Here is a 16436-nt window from a genome sequence, read left to right as displayed (position 1 = left end):
CAAGAGGAAATCACTGTGCACCTACCCCGTATTCCGCTCTCGCGTTCCCTGATCGCCGCGTCCGTTGCGCTGTCCCTGCTGGCTGGCTGCTCGAAGGAGGCGCCGCCGCCGGAAGACGTGCGCCCGGTGCGCGCGCTGACCCTGGCGGCCGGCGGCATCAACGCCAGCACCACCTTTTCCGGCGACGTCCGCCCGCGCTACGAGTCGCGCCTGGGTTTCCGGGTCGGCGGCAAGATCAGTGCGCGCAAGGTGGACGTCGGTTCCAGCGTCAAGCGCGGCACCGTGCTGATGCAGCTCGATCCGCAAGACCTGCGGCTCGGACAAACCCAGGCCCAGGCCAGCCTGCGCGCAGCCCAGACCAGTTATGAGCTGGCGCGCGCCGAGCTGAAACGCTACCAGGACCTGCGCAGCCAGAATTTCGTCAGCCAGGCGGTGCTCGACCAGAAGGTCGCGGCGGCGCGCTCGGCCCAGGCCAGCGTCGAGGCGGCGCGCGCGCAGTCGCGCGAACAGGCCAACCAGACCGGTTACGCCAGCCTGGAAGCGGATACCGACGGCGTGGTGACCGGCATCGACGCCGAGGTCGGGCAGGTGGTGCAGGCCGGCACCCCGGTGGTGCGGGTGGCGCGCACCGACGAGAAGGAAGTCGTGATCGGCGTGCCGGAAGACCAGGTCGACGAGCTGCGCCACGCCGACCAGGTCAAGGTGCGCCTGTGGGCCGACCCGGACCGCAGCATTCCGGGCAAGATCCGCGAAGTCGCGCCGGTGGCCGATCCCGCCACCCGCACCTATACCGTCAAGGTCTCGATCCCGGCCAGCGAGGACGTGCGCCTCGGGATGACGGCCGTGGTCGAGATCCAGCGCCAGGCCGCCGGCGGCAGCCAGTTGCGCGTGCCGCTTTCGAGCCTGGTGCAGAACAAGGGTGCCAGCGCGGTCTGGGTGGTCGAGAACAACGCCGTCAGGCTGCAGCCGGTGCAGGTCGGCGGCGTGGCCGGCAACGACGTGCTGCTGAGCGGCGGCGTCCAGCCCGGCCAGACCATCGTCACGGCCGGCGTCAATCTGCTCAAGCCCGGCCAGAAGGTCAGGATCCTGACCGCCGACGTGGCGCGCCGCGCCGATGCGGAAACCGAAGCGGCGGGCACGCCGGCGGCGGGCGGCAAATGAAGCATTTCAATCTGTCGCGCTGGGCGCTGGAAAACATCCCGCTGACGCGCTACCTGATCGCGGTTCTGCTCCTGGCCGGCATCATCGGTTACCAGCAGCTGGGCCAGGACGAGGACCCGCCCTTCACCTTCCGCGCGATGGTGATCCAGGCCCGCTGGCCCGGCGCCACCGCGGTGCAGATGGCCCAGCAGGTTACCGACCCGCTCGAGCGCAAGCTGCAGGAAACGCCTTACGTCGACAAGATCCGCAGCTTCTCCAAGCCGGGCGAAACCACGATCATCCTCGAGCTGCGCGAATCGACGCCGCCGAAAGAAGTCCCGCCGACCTGGTACCAGGTGCGCAAGAAGATCGGCGACATCGCGCTCACGCTGCCGCAGGGTGTGATCGGTCCCTTCTTCAACGACGAATTCGGCGATACCTACGGCTCCATCTTCGCGCTCTCCGGCGACGGCTTCACCTATGCCGAGATGCGCGATTACGCCGACTTCGTGCGTCAGCAGTTACTCAATGTGCCGCTGGTCGCCAAGGTCGAGCAGTTCGGGGTGCAGGCCGAGAAGGTCAACATCCTGTTCTCGCAGCAGAAGTTCGCCCAGCTGGGCATCCCCTTCGACGCCATCGTCAACCAGATCGCGACCCAGAACGGGGTCGAGTCGGCCGGCGTGCTGGTGACGCCGAGCGAGAACCTGCAGGTGCGCGTGACCGGCGCCCTGAAAACCGTACAACAGCTGGAGAACCTCAGCCTGCGCGCCGGGAATACCACCTTCCGCCTCGGCGATTTCGCCACCGTGCAGCGCGCCTACGAGGATCCGCCGCGCGAAAAGATGCGCTTCAACGGCAAGGAAGTGATCGGCCTGGGCGTGTCGATGGAAAAGGGCGGCAACATCATCCAGCTCGGCACGGGGCTCGAAGACACGGTGGCGCGCATCCGTGCCCAGCTCCCGGTCGGCATCGAGCTGGAACGCGTGTCGAACCAGCCGGCGGCGGTCACGGCCTCGGTTTCCGAATTCATGCACACGCTGATCGAGGCGGTGGTGATCGTGCTGATCGTCTCCTTCCTGGCGCTGGGCCTGCACAGCAAGCCGCGCTGGCGCATCGACGTGCGCCCGGGCCTGGTGGTGGCGCTGACGATTCCGCTGGTGCTGGCGATTACCTTCTTCTTCATGCGGATCTTCGACATTTCGCTGCACAAGGTGTCGTTGGGCGCGCTGATCATCGCCCTCGGTCTGCTGGTCGACGACGCCATCATCGCCGTCGAAATGATGGTGCGGAAGATGGAGGAGGGCATGTCGCGCTTCGAGGCGGCCACCTTCGCCTACACCTCGACCGCCTTCCCGATGCTGACCGGGACCCTGATCACGGCCGCCGGCTTCCTGCCGATCGGCCTGGCCAAGTCGGCGGCCGGCGAGTACACCTTCTCGATGTTCTCGGTGAATGCGATCGCGCTGGTGGTGTCGTGGGTGGTGGCGGTGACCTTCACGCCCTACATCGGTTTCATTTTGCTGAAGGTGCAGCCGCACCCAGGCGGCGAGCATGGTGGCCACGATGTGTTCGACACGCCGGCCTATAACCGCTTCCGGCGCGTGGTCAACTGGTGCGTGACGTTCCGCATGACGACCATCGCGCTGTCGCTGGCGGTGTTCGCGCTGGGTGTGTTCGGCTTCAAGTTCATCGAGAAGCAGTTCTTCCCGGATTCCAGCCGCCCCGAGCTGATGGTCGAGATGTGGCTGCCGGAAGGGACCAGCTTCGCGGCCAACGAGGCCCTGGTCAAGAAGTTCGAGGGATGGGTGCGGCGCCAGCCGGAACTCGACAGCGTGACCAGCTATGTCGGCACCGGCAGTCCGCGCTTCTACCTGCCGCTGGACCAGATCTTTCCGCAGTCGAACGTTTCGCAACTGGTGGTGCTGCCGAAGTCCGCGCACGAACGCGAGAGCCTGATGCGCAAGATCCAGCTCGTGCTGAAGAACGATTTTCCGGAAGTGCGCGGGCGCGTGAAGCTGCTGCCGAACGGCCCGCCGGTACCGTATCCGGTGCAGTTCCAGGTGTCGGGGCCGGACATCGCCGTGGTGCGCGGCGTGGCCGACCAGGTCAAGGAAGTGCTGCGCGCGAACCCGAACGCGGTCGGCGTCAACGACAACTGGAACGAGTCGGTCAAGGTGCTGCGCCTCGATCTCGACCAGGACAAGCTGCGCGCGCTGGGCGTGACCAGCCAGGCGGTGCGCCGCACCGTCGCCACCGTGCTGTCGGGGACGACCATCGGCCAGTTCCGCGAGAGTAACCGCCTGATCGACATCGCCGTGCGCCAGCCGATCGAAGAGCGCTCGACCATGTCGGTGCTGGCCAACACCAATATCCCGACGCCGTCCGGGCGCGCGGTGCCGCTGTCGCAGGTGGCGCGCATCGAATTCGTGTGGGAGCCGGGCGTGGTCTGGCGCCAGGGCCGCGAGTGGGCGATCATGGTGCAGTCGGACGTGGTCGAGGGTATCCAGGGCCCGACCGTGTCGACCCAGGTCGGGCACAAGCTGGAGGCGCTGCGCGCCAAGCTGCCGGCCGGCTACCGCATCACGCTGGAAGGGGCTGCGGCCGACAGTTCGGAGGCGGAAGCGTCGATCTCGGCGAATGTGCCCTTGGTGCTGTTCATCGTGTTCACGCTGTTGATGCTGCAGCTGCACAGCTTCTCGCGCGCGCTGCTGGTGTTCCTGACCGGGCCGCTGGGCGTGGCCGGGGCCGCGATGGCCTTGCTGTTGCTGGATCGGCCGTTTGGCTTCGTCGCTAACCTGGGTGTGATCGCGCTGTTCGGCATGATCATCCGGAATTCCGTGATCCTGGTCGACCAGATCGAAACCAGCATCGCCGAAGGCGTCGCGGCCTGGGAGGCGATCGTCGAAGCGGCGGTGCGGCGTTGCCGCCCGATCCTGCTGACGGCAGCGGCGGCGGCACTGGCGATGATTCCGCTGTCGCGCTCGGTATTCTGGGGGCCGATGGCGGTGGCGATCATGGGTGGCCTGCTGGTGGCGACGGCGCTGACGCTGTTGTTCCTGCCCGCATTGTATGCGGCATGGTTCAGGGTGAAAAAGCCGCAATGAGCTCATCCATTGCGCACGTTTCAAAAATCCCCAATGGTGTCAGAAAATCCAGTAAAATAACTGGTTGAAGTTGTAGCCCCTAAACAGCGGAGTGCAGGGCGACCGGTTTTACGCACGGGCGCCCTTTGTTTTTGCGGCAAAATGCAATCCTGCGCGAGGATGGCGAAATTGGTAGACGCACCAGGTTTAGGTCCTGACGCCAGCAATGGTGTGGGGGTTCGAGTCCCCCTCCTCGCACCACGAATAATTATTTTTTTGGACGATTTTAACAATGGCAACTGCAGTCGAAAACCTGGGTAAACTCGAGCGTCGCTTGACTCTTACTTTTCCGCTGAGCGACGTACGTACGGAAGTTGAAAAGCGCCTCAAAGTGCAGGCCAAGACCGCTCGTGCTCCGGGCTTCCGTCCGGGCAAAGTGCCCCTGAAAATGGTTGCGGCTCAGTACGGCTTCCAGATCGAATCCGACGTGCTGAACGACAAGGTCGGCCAGGCTTTCGGCCAGGCTGCCGAAGAAAACCAGCTGCGCGTTGCCGGCATGCCGAAAATCGAGCCGAAGCAGGACGCGCCGGAAGGCATGCTGGCTTTCGACGCCACTTTCGAAGTCTACCCGGAAGTGAGCCTGCCTGACCTGGCCGGCATCGAAGTCGAGACCGCCAAGGCCGAGGTGTCGGACGCCGAAATCGACAAGACCATCGACATCCTGCGCAAGCAGCGCGTGCACTTCCACACCAAGGGTGAGGCAGGCGAGCACGGCGACGGCGGCGAGCCGGTGGCCGCCAACGGCGACCGCGTGACCGTCGACTTCGTCGGCAGCATCGACGGCGTCGAATTCGCCGGCGGCAAGGCCGACAACTATGCATTCGTGCTGGGCGAAGGCCGCATGCTGCCGGAATTCGAAGCCGCCACCGTCGGCCTGAAAGTCGGCGAAAGCAAGACCTTCCCGCTGGCCTTCCCGGAGGATTACCACGGCAAGGATGTCGCCGGTAAAACCGCCGAGTTCACCATCACCCTGAAGAAGCTGGAGTGGGCGCACCTGCCGGAAGTCGACGCCGAGTTCGCCAAGTCGCTGGGCATCGAAGACGGCAGCGTCGAGAAGATGCGCGAAGACATCAAGGTCAACCTGGAGCGTGAAGTCACCGCCCGCATCAAGGCCCGCAACAAGGAAGCCGTGATGGATGCGCTGGTCAAGGCCACCGAAATGGACGTGCCGAAGGTCATGATCGAGCAGGATTCGCAGCGTCTGGCCGAGCAGACGCGCCAGGACATGGCCCAGCGCGGCATGGACGTGAAGAGCCTGCCGTTCCCGGCCGACCTGTTCGCCACCAAGGCCGAGCGCCGCGTGCGCCTGGGTCTGATCCTGTCGCAACTGGTGCAGGAAAACAACCTGCAGGCAACCCAGGAGCAGGTGAAGTCGCAGATCGAAGACTTCGCGCAAAGCTACGAAGACCCGAAAGAAGTCCTGAAGTATTACTATAGCGATCGCCGTCGTCTGGGCGAGATCGAAGCTCTTGTATTGGAAGAAAACGTCGTTAACTATGTGCTGGGCAAGGCAAAGGTGACGACCAAGGACATCGCCTTTGACGAGCTGATGGGCAGCGCGCCGCAAGCCTGAGCTTCGGTGTAAGCTAGTCCTCTGAAGCCCGGCCGCCGGCGATCGCTGGTCCCGGGCTTCTTTAACTCTTCTTTAAGGAAAGTGACAGGTATGAATCGTAATCCTGCGTTGGATACCCAAGCCCTCGGTCTGGTGCCGATGGTGATCGAGCAGAGCGGCCGCGGCGAGCGCGCCTACGACATCTACTCGCGCCTGCTGAAGGAGCGCGTGATCTTCCTGGTTGGCCCTGTCAACGACCAGATGGCCAACCTCATCGTGGCCCAGCTGCTGTTCCTGGAAAGCGAAAATCCGGACAAGGATATTTCGCTCTACATCAACTCGCCGGGCGGTTCGGTGTCGGCTGGCCTGGCCATCTTCGACACGATGAACTTCATCAAGCCGGATGTGTCGACCCTGTGCACGGGCCTGGCGGCCTCGATGGGTGCCTTCCTGCTGGCAGCCGGCGCCAAGGGCAAGCGTTTCTCGCTGCCGAACTCGCGCGTCATGATTCACCAGCCGTCCGGCGGTTCGCAGGGCATGGCGTCGGATATCGAAATCCAGGCCAAGGAAATCCTGTACCTGCGCGAGCGCCTGGCCCGCATCATGGCGGACAACACCGGCCAGACCATCGAACAGATCCACAAAGACACCGACCGCGACCGCTTCATGTCGAGTGAGGAAGCCGTGGAATACGGTCTGATCGATCGGGTCTTGACCAATCGCGCATAAGCCTCCACTTAGATGTTGCTGAAAGACGCCCGAGCGCAACAGCGGATCGGGCGTTCTTTTTTTATTTCGGGTAGCATGGAGACGTGCGCGCTTGTTGCGCACCCGTATTAGCGTTATATTCACAGCAATTCAACAGAAACTTGCCCCATGTCTGACAAAAAATCCTCCAGCGGTGAAAAACTCCTGTACTGCTCCTTCTGCGGCAAGAGCCAGCATGAGGTGAAGAAGCTCATCGCGGGACCGTCGGTCTTCATCTGCGATGAGTGCATCGATCTGTGCAACGACATCATCCGTGACGAGACCTCGAACGTGGAATCGGTGGCTGGTGGCGCCAAGTCCGACCTGCCGAGCCCGCACGAGATCGCCGAACTGCTCGACCAGTACGTGATCGGCCAGCAGACGGCCAAGCGCATCCTGTCGGTGGCGGTGTACAACCACTACAAGCGCCTCAAGCACTTGGGCAAGAAGGACGACATCGAGCTGTCCAAGAGCAATATCCTACTGGTGGGCCCGACTGGTTCCGGCAAGACGCTGCTGGCCCAGACCCTGGCGCGCACCCTGAACGTCCCCTTCGTCATCGCCGATGCGACCACGCTGACCGAAGCCGGCTACGTGGGTGAGGACGTCGAGAACATCATTCAGAAGCTGCTGCAGAGCTGTAATTACGAAGTCGAGAAGGCCCAGCGCGGCATCGTCTACATCGACGAGATCGACAAGATTTCGCGCAAGTCGGACAACCCGTCGATCACCCGCGACGTGTCGGGCGAGGGCGTGCAGCAGGCGCTGCTGAAACTGATCGAGGGCACCATGGCCTCGGTGCCGCCGCAGGGCGGGCGCAAGCACCCGAACCAGGACTTCGTGCAGATCGACACCACCAACATCCTGTTCATCTGTGGCGGCGCTTTCGACGGCCTCGACAAGATCGTTCAGAACCGTTCGGAAAAGTCGGGCATCGGCTTCGGCGCCAACGTCAAGAGCCAGACCTCGCGTTCGGTCAGCGACGTGCTGATGGAAGCCGAGCCGGAAGACCTGGTCAAGTTCGGCCTGATTCCGGAACTGGTGGGCCGTCTGCCGGTCGTGGCCACGCTCGCCGAGCTGACCGAAGAAGCGCTGATCCAGATCCTGGTCGAGCCGAAGAACGCGCTCATCAAGCAGTATTCGAAACTGCTGGACATGGAAGGCGCGGAACTCGAAATCCGCCCGGCGGCCCTGCACGCGATTGCCAAGAAAGCACTGGCGCGCAAGACCGGCGCACGTGGCCTGCGTTCGATCCTGGAACACGCGCTGCTGGATGTGATGTATGAATTGCCGAGTCAGCAAAATGTCGTGAAAGTCGTGATCGATGAAAATACGATCACGAATGGCGCGAAACCTTTGCTGATTTATAGCGAATCGCCGAAAGCCGCTGGGGAAAATTAAAAATTTCCTCGCGCACACAACACAAAAGGTCTTGAAACGCTGATTCTTGGCGGTACAATTTATCTCAACAAAAGACCACGGCTTCAAACGGAAAGCCACTCGTGACCCTGGTCGCGTAGTGGCTTTTTTATTTGAATAACGCTTTTGTCGGAACGGCTATATTAGATTGCCGCATTTATTGCGGAAAATAATTTTGAGGCCGGTCTTGTGTTCCGACGCTGTGCGCCCCACATCGTCAACACGCTTTTTATAAGGTATGCCATGACCACTACTAAATTTACTGAACAGATGACCTTGCCGCTGCTGCCATTGCGCGACGTGGTCGTGTTTCCGCATATGGTGATACCTCTGTTCGTCGGCCGCCCGAAATCGATCAAGGCGCTCGAAGCCGCGATGGAACAGGGTAAGAGCATCATGCTCGCAGCCCAAAAGGCCGCTGCCAAGGACGAACCTTCCGCCGCAGACATCTACGAGATCGGCTGCGTGGCCAATATTCTGCAAATGCTGAAGCTGCCCGACGGTACCGTGAAGGTGCTGGTCGAAGGCGCGCAGCGTGCCCGTATCAACCACATCACCGACGCACCGAGCCACTTCGTCGCCGACCTGACCCCGATCAACTCCGAAACCGGCGACGATTCGGAAGTCGAGGCGATGCGCCGCGCGATCGTCCAGCAGTTCGACCAGTACGTCAAACTCAACAAGAAGATCCCGCCCGAGATTCTGGCTTCGCTGGCCGGCATCGACGACGCCGGCCGCCTGGCCGACACCGTTGCCGCCCACCTGCCGCTCAAGCTCGAGCAGAAGCAGGTCATCCTCGAGATCTTCAACGTCTCCAAGCGCCTTGAGCACCTGCTCGGCCAGCTGGAAGGCGAACTCGACATCCTGCAGGTCGAAAAGCGCATCCGTGGCCGCGTCAAGCGCCAGATGGAGAAATCGCAGCGCGAGTACTACCTGAACGAGCAGGTCAAGGCCATCCAGAAGGAACTGGGTGAGGGCGAAGACGGCGCCGACATCGAAGAGCTCGAGAAGAAAGTGATCGCAGCCAAGATGCCGAAGGAAGCCATGGAAAAAGCCCAGGCCGAGATCAAGAAGCTGAAGATGATGTCGCCGATGTCGGCCGAAGCCACCGTCGTGCGCAACTACATCGACACCCTGGTCGGCCTGCCTTGGAAGAAGAAATCCAAGGTCACCATCGACCTGGAAAAGGCCCAGCAGGTGCTGGAGTCGGACCACTACGGCCTCGACAAGATCAAGGAACGCATCCTCGAGTACCTCGCGGTCCAGCAGCGCGTCGACAAGCTGAAGGCCCCGATCCTGTGCTTCGTCGGTCCTCCGGGCGTGGGTAAAACCTCGCTGGGCGAGTCGATCGCCCGCGCGACCGGCCGCAAGTATGTGCGCATGGCCCTGGGCGGCGTGCGCGACGAAGCCGAGATCCGCGGTCACCGTCGTACCTACATCGGCTCGATGCCGGGCAAGGTGCTGCAATCGCTGTCGAAAGTCGGCGTGCGCAACCCGCTGTTCCTGCTCGACGAGATCGATAAAATGGGTGCCGACTTCCGCGGCGATCCGAGCTCGGCACTGCTGGAAGTGCTGGACCCGGCGCAGAACCACACCTTCAGCGACCACTACGTCGAAGTCGACTTCGACCTGTCGGACGTGATGTTCGTGGCGACCTCGAACTCGTTCAACATTCCGCCGGCGCTGCTCGACCGTATGGAAGTGATCCGCCTGTCGGGTTACACCGAGGACGAAAAGACCAGCATCGCGCAGCGTTACCTGCTGCCGAAGCAGATCAAGAACAACGGCCTGAAGGAAGAGGAAATCAAGGTCGAAGAGTCCGCGATCCGCGACATCATCCGCTACTACACCCGTGAAGCGGGCGTGCGTTCGCTGGAACGCGAAATCTCGAAGATCTGCCGCAAGGTCGTCAAGATGCTGCTGCTGAAGAAGGATGGCAAGCGCGTCATCGTCGGCTCGAAGAACCTGGACAAGTTCCTGGGCGTGCGCCGCTTCGACTTCGGCGTGGCCGAGAAGGAAAACCAGATCGGCCAGGTGGTTGGTCTGGCCTGGACCGAAGTCGGCGGCGACCTGCTGACCATCGAAGCCGTCAACGTGCCGGGCAAGGGTGCCATCATCCGCACCGGTACCCTGGGCGACGTGATGAAGGAATCGATCGAGGCAGCGCGCACCGTGGTGCGTTCGCGTGCCCAGCGCTTCGGCATCAAGGCCGAAGCCTTCGAAAAGACCGACATCCACATCCACGTGCCGGAAGGCGCGACGCCGAAGGATGGTCCGTCGGCCGGTATCGGCATGACGACGGCGCTGGTGTCGGCCTTCACCGGCATCCCCGTGCGCGCCGACGTGGCGATGACCGGCGAGATCACGCTGCGCGGCGAAGTCCTGCCGATCGGCGGCCTGAAGGAGAAGCTGCTGGCGGCGCATCGCGGCGGCATCAAGACGGTGCTGATCCCCGAGCAGAACGTGAAGGACCTGGCCGACATCCCGGACAACGTCAAGAACAAGCTCGAGATCGTGCCGGTGCGCTGGATCGAGAAGGTGCTGGAAGTGGCGCTGGAACGCCAGCCCGAGGCGCTGGTCGAGGTGCCTGCCGTGGCGGCACCAGTGGCCGCGACTGCCGAAGGGCAGGGCGGCGTGGTCAAGCACTAAATATGCGTCATTAAGCGCGGTCGCGGCGCTTACCCGTCGTCCCCGCCTTATCCCGTCGTCCCCGCGCAGGCGGGGACCCAGGTTTGCAAACATGCCGATAACGCATGCAGCACTTGGGTCCCCGCCTTCGCGGGGACGACGTTTTTAAGACGCGGGGATGACGTTTTTGAGACGTGGGAACCACGTCGTTTACGACGCTCGAACGACGCTTTTGCAGCAACGTTGCTTGACATAAAGCATTGCCCCCTTGTTTAATACGCGCTTGCGGTTTTTTGCCGAATGTCTAACGAGGGAAAGAAGTGAACAAAACTGAACTGATCGAAGAAATCGCGAAATCCGCGGACCTGACCAAAGCCTCTGCGGCACGCGCCCTCGACGCCATGATCACCGCTGTGACCGACACCCTGAAGAAGAACGACAGCGTGACCCTGGTCGGCTTCGGCACCTTCACCGTCGGCGAACGCGCTGCCCGTACCGGCCGCGATCCGCGTACCAAGGAAGCCATCAAGATCAAGGCCGCCAAGGTCCCGAAATTTAAGGCTGGTAAAGCCCTGAAAGATGCAGTAAACTAATGCCTTCGCTGCGCTGAGGTGCAGCGGAAAGTGTCGCCTTATTGCGTGGAGCGGTAGTTCAGTTGGTTAGAATACCGGCCTGTCACGCCGGGGGTCGCGGGTTCGAGCCCCGTCCGCTCCGCCACCAACAAGTCGATGCATCGGTAGTACAGAATCTGGAGCGGTAGTTCAGTTGGTTAGAATACCGGCCTGTCACGCCGGGGGTCGCGGGTTCGAGCCCCGTCCGCTCCGCCAGATGCTAGGTGTGAAAGAAAGGCGAACCGCGGTTCGCCTTTTTTTTCGGCTTTTTGTAATCGCATTTTCAACCTTGATTGGCTGACCATGTTTGAATTTATCCGTACCCACCAGCGGCTGATGCAGTTCCTGCTGCTCCTGCTGATCCTGCCTTCGTTCGTGCTCGTCGGCGTCAGTCAGTATGAAGGTGGCGGCAGCAAAGACGGTGTCGCCACTGTCGACGGCCGCACCATCACGCAGCAGGAATGGGAAGCGGCCCAGCGCCGCCAGATCGAGCAGGCCCGCGCCATGATGGGCGCCCAGTTCGACCAGAAGCTGTTCGACACCCCGGAAGCGAAGCAGGAAGTGCTCGACAGCCTGGTGGCCGAGCGCGCCGTCAACGCCGAAGTCGCCCGCAACAACCTCACCATCGGTAACGCCGCCCTGGTCAAGGCGATCCACGAGCAGACCGGCCTGAACAAGCCTGACGGCAGCTTCGACATCGACGCCTACAAGGCTTTCCTGAGCTCGCAGGGCATGACCGCCGAAGGTTTCGAGCAGCGCATTCGCCAGCAGATGGCCGTGCAGCAGCTGGCCGCCTCGGTCGGCGCCACCGCCTTCGCGCCGCGCTCGGTCGCTGGCCGCCTGTCGGACATCAACGACCAGCAGCGCGAAGTGCAGGAACTGCTGTTCCCGGCGACGAGCTTCGCCGCGCAGGTGAAGGTCACCGACGAGATGGTCAAGGCGTACTACGAAAAGAACGCGACCCTGTTCCAGGTGCCGGAAACCATCAAGGCCGAGTACGTGGTCCTGAACCCGGAAGCCGTCGACAAGCTGGTCACCGTCAGCGACGCCGAAGCCACCGATTTCTACAACAAGAACAAGGCGCGCTTCTCGACCCCGGAAAAGCGTACCGCCAGCCACATCCTGATCACCGTGGCCAAGGACGCCAAGCCGGCCGATGACGCCGCCGCCAAGGCCAAGGCGCAAGCCATACTGGCCGAGGTGCAGAAGAACCCGGCCGACTTCGCGAAGATCGCCAAGGCACAGTCGCAGGATCCGGGCTCGGCCGAACTCGGCGGCGACCTCGGCGTGGTCGAGAAGGGCCTGTTCGACAAGCCGGTTGAAGACGCCATCTTCGGTCTGAAGGAAGGCGAGACCAGCGGTCCGGTGCGCTCGAACTTCGGCTACCACATCGTCAAGGTGACCAAGGTCGTGCCCTCGACCCAGAAGTCGCTGGAAGAGGCCAAGCCGGAGATCGTCGCGGAACTGAAGAAGACCAAGTTGTCGAACAAGTACACGGAACTGGCCGAGACCTTCACCAATACCGTCTACGAGCAGTCCGACAGCCTGAAGCCGGCCGCCGACAAGCTGGGTCTCACGATCCAGACCGTCGAAGGTCTGACCCGCACGCCGAATCCGGCCGTGGGCAACCCGCTGGTGAACAACGACAAGTTCCTGAAAGCGATCTTCTCGCAGGACGCCATCGCCAACAAGCGCAACACCGACGCCATCGAAGTGGCACCGACCACCCTGGTGGCGGGCCGCGTGCTTGAGTTCAAGCCGGCGACCAAGCGTCCGCTGGCCGAAGTCGAAGGCGCGATCCGTCAGCGCGTGACCCAGGAAGAAGAAATCCGCCTGGCACGCCAGGCCGGCGAAGCCAGGATCGCCGCCGCCAAGGCATCGGGCGACGCCACCGGCTTCGGTGAGGTGAAAGTCGTCTCGCGCACCATGCCGCAGCCGACCATCAACCCGACCGCCGCGATGGCCGTCCTGAAGGCCGACGTCAGCAAGCTGCCGGCCTACGTCGGCGTCGAACTGCCGGGTCAGGGCTATGGCGTGTACCGCATCGGCAAGGTGACGCAGCCGGCCCAGCCGGACCAGGCGCGCCGCAAGCAGGAAGCCGACGCGATCGCCCGCGCCGTGGGCAACGCCGAGCTGTACGGCTACGTCGAGGCCCTGAAGAAGAAGGCCAAGGCCAAGGTGAACGTCAAGCCGGTGGATCTGGGCGCGAAGGCCGCCGAGTAAGCCAGCAAGGCAGCAAGCAATGAAGCCCGGACGCGTGAGCGGACCGGGCTTTTTTCATATTCGACAGGAGAAAACGGCATGGCTTTGCACTGGAGCGACGCGCTGGATGGCGTCGACTGGAAGGAACTGTCCGAGGTGATCCGCCTGGCGCCGCTGGGCACCAAGGAGCCCGCGCTGTTGCGCACGGCCTTCACGAACAGCCTGTACCGCTGTTTTGTCTACGATGATGGAAGCCTGGTCGGGACCGGCCGCGTGCTGGGCGACGGCGTCGACGCCGCGTATCTGTGCGATGTCGCCATCCTGCCGAGCCACCAGGGAAGAGGGCTCGGCAAGGCCATCGTGGCGCGGCTGGTGGAACAGGCGCGTGGGCACAGAAAGATCATCCTGTACGCCGTGCCCGGCAAGGAGGCATTTTATGCGCGCTTCGGCTTCCGGCGCATGAGCACCGCGATGGCGATCTTCGACGATCCGGAGCTGGCCGGCGCGCGCGGCTACATTGCTGCCGACTGAAGGCTGCGCGCCGCGGCCAGGAAATCCTCCTTGCCGATATCCCCCAGCTCCAGCACCTGCGCCTGTGGATACTGCACGAAGTTACGGTCGATCGAACGCAGGTAGGCCGGATCGTAATGCTCGACCAGCAGCTCGTCGACCAGCTCCGGTATGCGGCCGCCCTCGGCCATCTCGTGCCAGGCATCGATCCTGGCGCGGCCGTGCAGCTGCACCAGATGATCCAGCTGGGCGTTCAGGCTCGACGGGTCGGCGCAGAAGTGCTGGTAATCTTCCATCAGCAGGCGCACCCGGTTCGGCCGCGACAGCGTGAGCGCGATGCAAGGCGAAGCGCGCATCCGCTCCATGACGGCGTCCGGCACGCGCAGGTTGCCGACCTTCTTGCTTTCCGATTCCACGAACACCGGCTTGCTCGGATCGAAGCGGCGCAGCTTGTCCCAGATGCGGGTCTCGAACATCTTCTGGGTCGGCTGCGGTTCGCCGGGCAGGTGGCCCAGCACCGAGCCGCGGTGCGCAGCCAGGCGTTCGAGGTCGAGCACCTGCGCGCCGATCGCGTCCAGCGTCTCCAGCAGCCGGCTCTTGCCGCTGCCGGTGGTGCCGCAGACCACGCGGAAGGACAGCGCCGGCGGGTTCTCCAGCGCCGCGGCGACGTAGGCGCGGTAAGCCTTGTAGCCGCCATCGAGCTGCACCACCGGCCAGCCGACCTTGGCCAGGATGTGCGCCATCGAACCGCTGCGGTTGCCGCCGCGCCAGCAGTAGACCAGCGGCTTCCAGTCGCGCGGCTTGTCGGCGAACAGCGTGTCGATGTAACGCGCGATATTCTTCGCCACCAGCGGCGCGCCGATCCGTTTCGCTTCGAAGGAACCGACCTGCTTGTAGGTGGTGCCGACCAGGATGCGCTCCTCGTCGTTCAGCACCGGGCAGTTGATGGCGCCGGGGATGTGGTCGAGCGCGTATTCCGATTCGCTGCGCGCGTCGATGATGGTGTCGAACGCGTCGAGCTGCGGGAAGATGTCGTTGAAGCTGAGGACAGCGGGGTATTTCATTCGTTAGTTTTTGATGAGCGGCGCCAGTTGCGGCCAGATGTTATTGAGGATGACGGGATGGGCGGTCGCGAGCGGGTGCATGCGGTCGGCCTGGAAGTTGGCGGGCACGAGGTCGACGCCCTGCAGCATGTAGGGTACCAGCGGCACCTTCAGCTCCGTCGACAGCGCCTTGTACATGCCGGTGAAGCGCTCGGTATAGGCGCGGCCGTAATTCGGCGGCATGCGGATGCCGACCAGCAGCACCTTGGCCTGGTTCTGCTGCGACAGCGCGATCATTGAGCGCAGGTTGTCTTCGGCCGAGGCGATCGGCAGGCCGCGCAGGCCGTCGTTGGCGCCCAGTTCCAGCACCACGACGTTCGGCTTGTGCTGGGCCAGCAGGGCCGGCAGGCGCGAGCGCCCGCCGCTGGTGGTGTCGCCGCTGATGCTGGCGTTGACGATGCGCGCATCGAGCTTGGCCGCCTTCAGTTTCTGTTCGAGCAGGGCGACCCAGCCTGTGCCGCGCGCCAGGCCGTATTCGGCGGACAGGCTGTCGCCCACCACCAGCACGGTTTTTGGTGCAGAATAGGCGCTCCCGGAGGCGGCCAGCGCGAAGGCCGCCAGGGTACCGACAGTCCATTTCCTGACTTTGAGATTGAGATGAGCAAGCATGCGTGATATTCCCGAGGCTACCAAACGTGAGACAAGTGTCCGGCATCCGGCAATCGAAGTTGCCGGCCTGTCGAAGCGGGTGGCGGACGCCAGCGGCGAACTCACCATCCTGCACAGTGTCGATTTTACCGTGCAACCGGCCGAGACGCTTGCCCTGGTCGGCGCCTCCGGCTCCGGCAAGTCGACACTGCTGGGCTTGTTGGCCGGTCTGGACACGCCGTCCAGCGGCACCGTCAAGCTCGACGGCACCGATATCTTCGCCCTCGACGAGGATGGCCGCGCCGCCTTCCGCAAGGCCAAGCTGGGCTTCGTGTTCCAGTCCTTCCAGCTGCTGCCGCACCTGAACGCGCTGGAAAACGTGATGCTGCCGCTGGAACTGCGCGGCGACGGCGACGCACGCGACAAGGCGGCGGCGATGCTGAGCCGGGTCGGCCTCGAAAGCCGCCTGCGCCACTATCCGAAATACCTGTCCGGCGGCGAGCAGCAGCGCGTGGCCCTGGCGCGCGCCTTCGTCACGCATCCGCCGCTGCTGTTCGCCGACGAGCCCACCGGCAGCCTCGATGCCGCCACCGGCGAGGCGGTGATCCAGCTGATGTTCGAGCTGAACCGCGAGCACGGCTCGACGCTGGTGCTGGTGACGCACGATCCGGCGATGGCGGCGCGTTGCGGGCGGACCTTGACGATTGCGGCGGGGCGCCTGGTGGTGTGATTCCGGTGTCCGCGTGGGCACGGGGTGCCCACCCTACCGGTACCCGGACGTAGGGTGGGCACC

The 16436-nt window shown here is 63.4% G+C and carries 12 protein-coding genes and 3 tRNA genes; 13 read left to right on the top strand and 2 right to left on the bottom strand.

Annotation, left to right across the window (positions count from 1 at the left end; all coding sequences use genetic code 11):
• Positions 1 to 15: 15 nt before the first annotated feature.
• From NX782_RS10255 to NX782_RS10200, 12 genes are all read left to right on the top strand, one after another.
• Positions 16 to 1161: an efflux RND transporter periplasmic adaptor subunit gene (locus tag NX782_RS10255; protein WP_258845351.1), complete on the top strand. Its 1146-nt coding sequence runs from the start codon at positions 16 to 18 to the stop codon at positions 1159 to 1161.
• Entirely contained in the window at positions 1158 to 4244 is a 3087-nt protein-coding gene (locus NX782_RS10250; RefSeq protein WP_258845349.1) for an efflux RND transporter permease subunit, read from the top strand. Before NX782_RS10255 ends, NX782_RS10250 begins: the two co-directional genes overlap by 4 nt.
• A 153-nt stretch (positions 4245 to 4397) precedes the next feature.
• A tRNA-Leu gene (locus NX782_RS10245) sits at positions 4398 to 4484 on the top strand.
• A gap of 31 nt (positions 4485 to 4515) precedes the next feature.
• Positions 4516 to 5856: a trigger factor gene (tig, locus tag NX782_RS10240; protein WP_258845348.1), complete on the top strand. Its 1341-nt coding sequence runs from the start codon at positions 4516 to 4518 to the stop codon at positions 5854 to 5856.
• Positions 5857 to 5946: 90 nt separating this feature from the next.
• Positions 5947 to 6564, top strand: a complete 618-nt coding sequence (gene clpP, locus NX782_RS10235) for an ATP-dependent Clp endopeptidase proteolytic subunit ClpP (protein WP_197416444.1) — start codon at positions 5947 to 5949, stop codon at positions 6562 to 6564.
• 147 nt (positions 6565 to 6711) lie between these two features.
• Positions 6712 to 7983, top strand: a complete 1272-nt coding sequence (clpX, locus tag NX782_RS10230) for an ATP-dependent Clp protease ATP-binding subunit ClpX (protein WP_258845347.1) — start codon at positions 6712 to 6714, stop codon at positions 7981 to 7983.
• 261 nt (positions 7984 to 8244) lie between these two features.
• Positions 8245 to 10650, top strand: a complete 2406-nt coding sequence (gene lon / locus NX782_RS10225) for an endopeptidase La (protein ID WP_258845346.1) — start codon at positions 8245 to 8247, stop codon at positions 10648 to 10650.
• A gap of 299 nt (positions 10651 to 10949) precedes the next feature.
• Entirely contained in the window at positions 10950 to 11222 is a 273-nt protein-coding gene (locus NX782_RS10220) for an HU family DNA-binding protein (RefSeq protein WP_047825070.1), read from the top strand.
• A 47-nt stretch (positions 11223 to 11269) separates the two neighbouring features.
• A tRNA-Asp gene (locus NX782_RS10215) sits at positions 11270 to 11346 on the top strand.
• Between the two features lie 33 nt (positions 11347 to 11379).
• Positions 11380 to 11456 (top strand) — tRNA-Asp (locus tag NX782_RS10210).
• 87 nt (positions 11457 to 11543) lie between these two features.
• Positions 11544 to 13463, top strand: a complete 1920-nt coding sequence (locus tag NX782_RS10205; protein WP_258845345.1) for a SurA N-terminal domain-containing protein — start codon at positions 11544 to 11546, stop codon at positions 13461 to 13463.
• 78 nt (positions 13464 to 13541) lie between these two features.
• Positions 13542 to 13973 (top strand): GNAT family N-acetyltransferase, encoded by a 432-nt coding sequence (locus tag NX782_RS10200; protein ID WP_258845344.1) that lies wholly within the window; start codon positions 13542 to 13544, stop codon positions 13971 to 13973.
• Here NX782_RS10200 and mnmH read toward each other — a convergent pair.
• On the bottom strand, positions 13955 to 15016 hold the full coding sequence (gene mnmH, locus NX782_RS10195; protein WP_258845343.1) for a tRNA 2-selenouridine(34) synthase MnmH: 1062 nt from the start codon (positions 15014 to 15016) through the stop codon (positions 13955 to 13957). The two genes, NX782_RS10200 and mnmH, sit on opposite strands and share 19 nt — an antisense overlap.
• 3 nt (positions 15017 to 15019) lie before the next feature.
• Complete coding sequence (locus NX782_RS10190) at positions 15020 to 15664, bottom strand: arylesterase (protein WP_258845342.1); 645 nt, start codon at positions 15662 to 15664, stop codon at positions 15020 to 15022.
• Here NX782_RS10190 and NX782_RS10185 point away from each other — a divergent pair.
• Complete coding sequence (locus tag NX782_RS10185) at positions 15663 to 16373, top strand: ABC transporter ATP-binding protein (RefSeq protein WP_258845341.1); 711 nt, start codon at positions 15663 to 15665, stop codon at positions 16371 to 16373. The two genes, NX782_RS10190 and NX782_RS10185, sit on opposite strands and share 2 nt — an antisense overlap.
• Positions 16374 to 16436 lie beyond the last annotated feature (63 nt).

Origin of the sequence: Massilia norwichensis, from assembly GCF_024753245.1 — a bacterium.
GTDB lineage: Bacteria > Pseudomonadota > Gammaproteobacteria > Burkholderiales > Burkholderiaceae_D > Telluria > Telluria norwichensis.
Note: the sequence above shows the minus strand (reverse complement) of the source record. Positions and strands in the feature narration are given on the sequence as shown.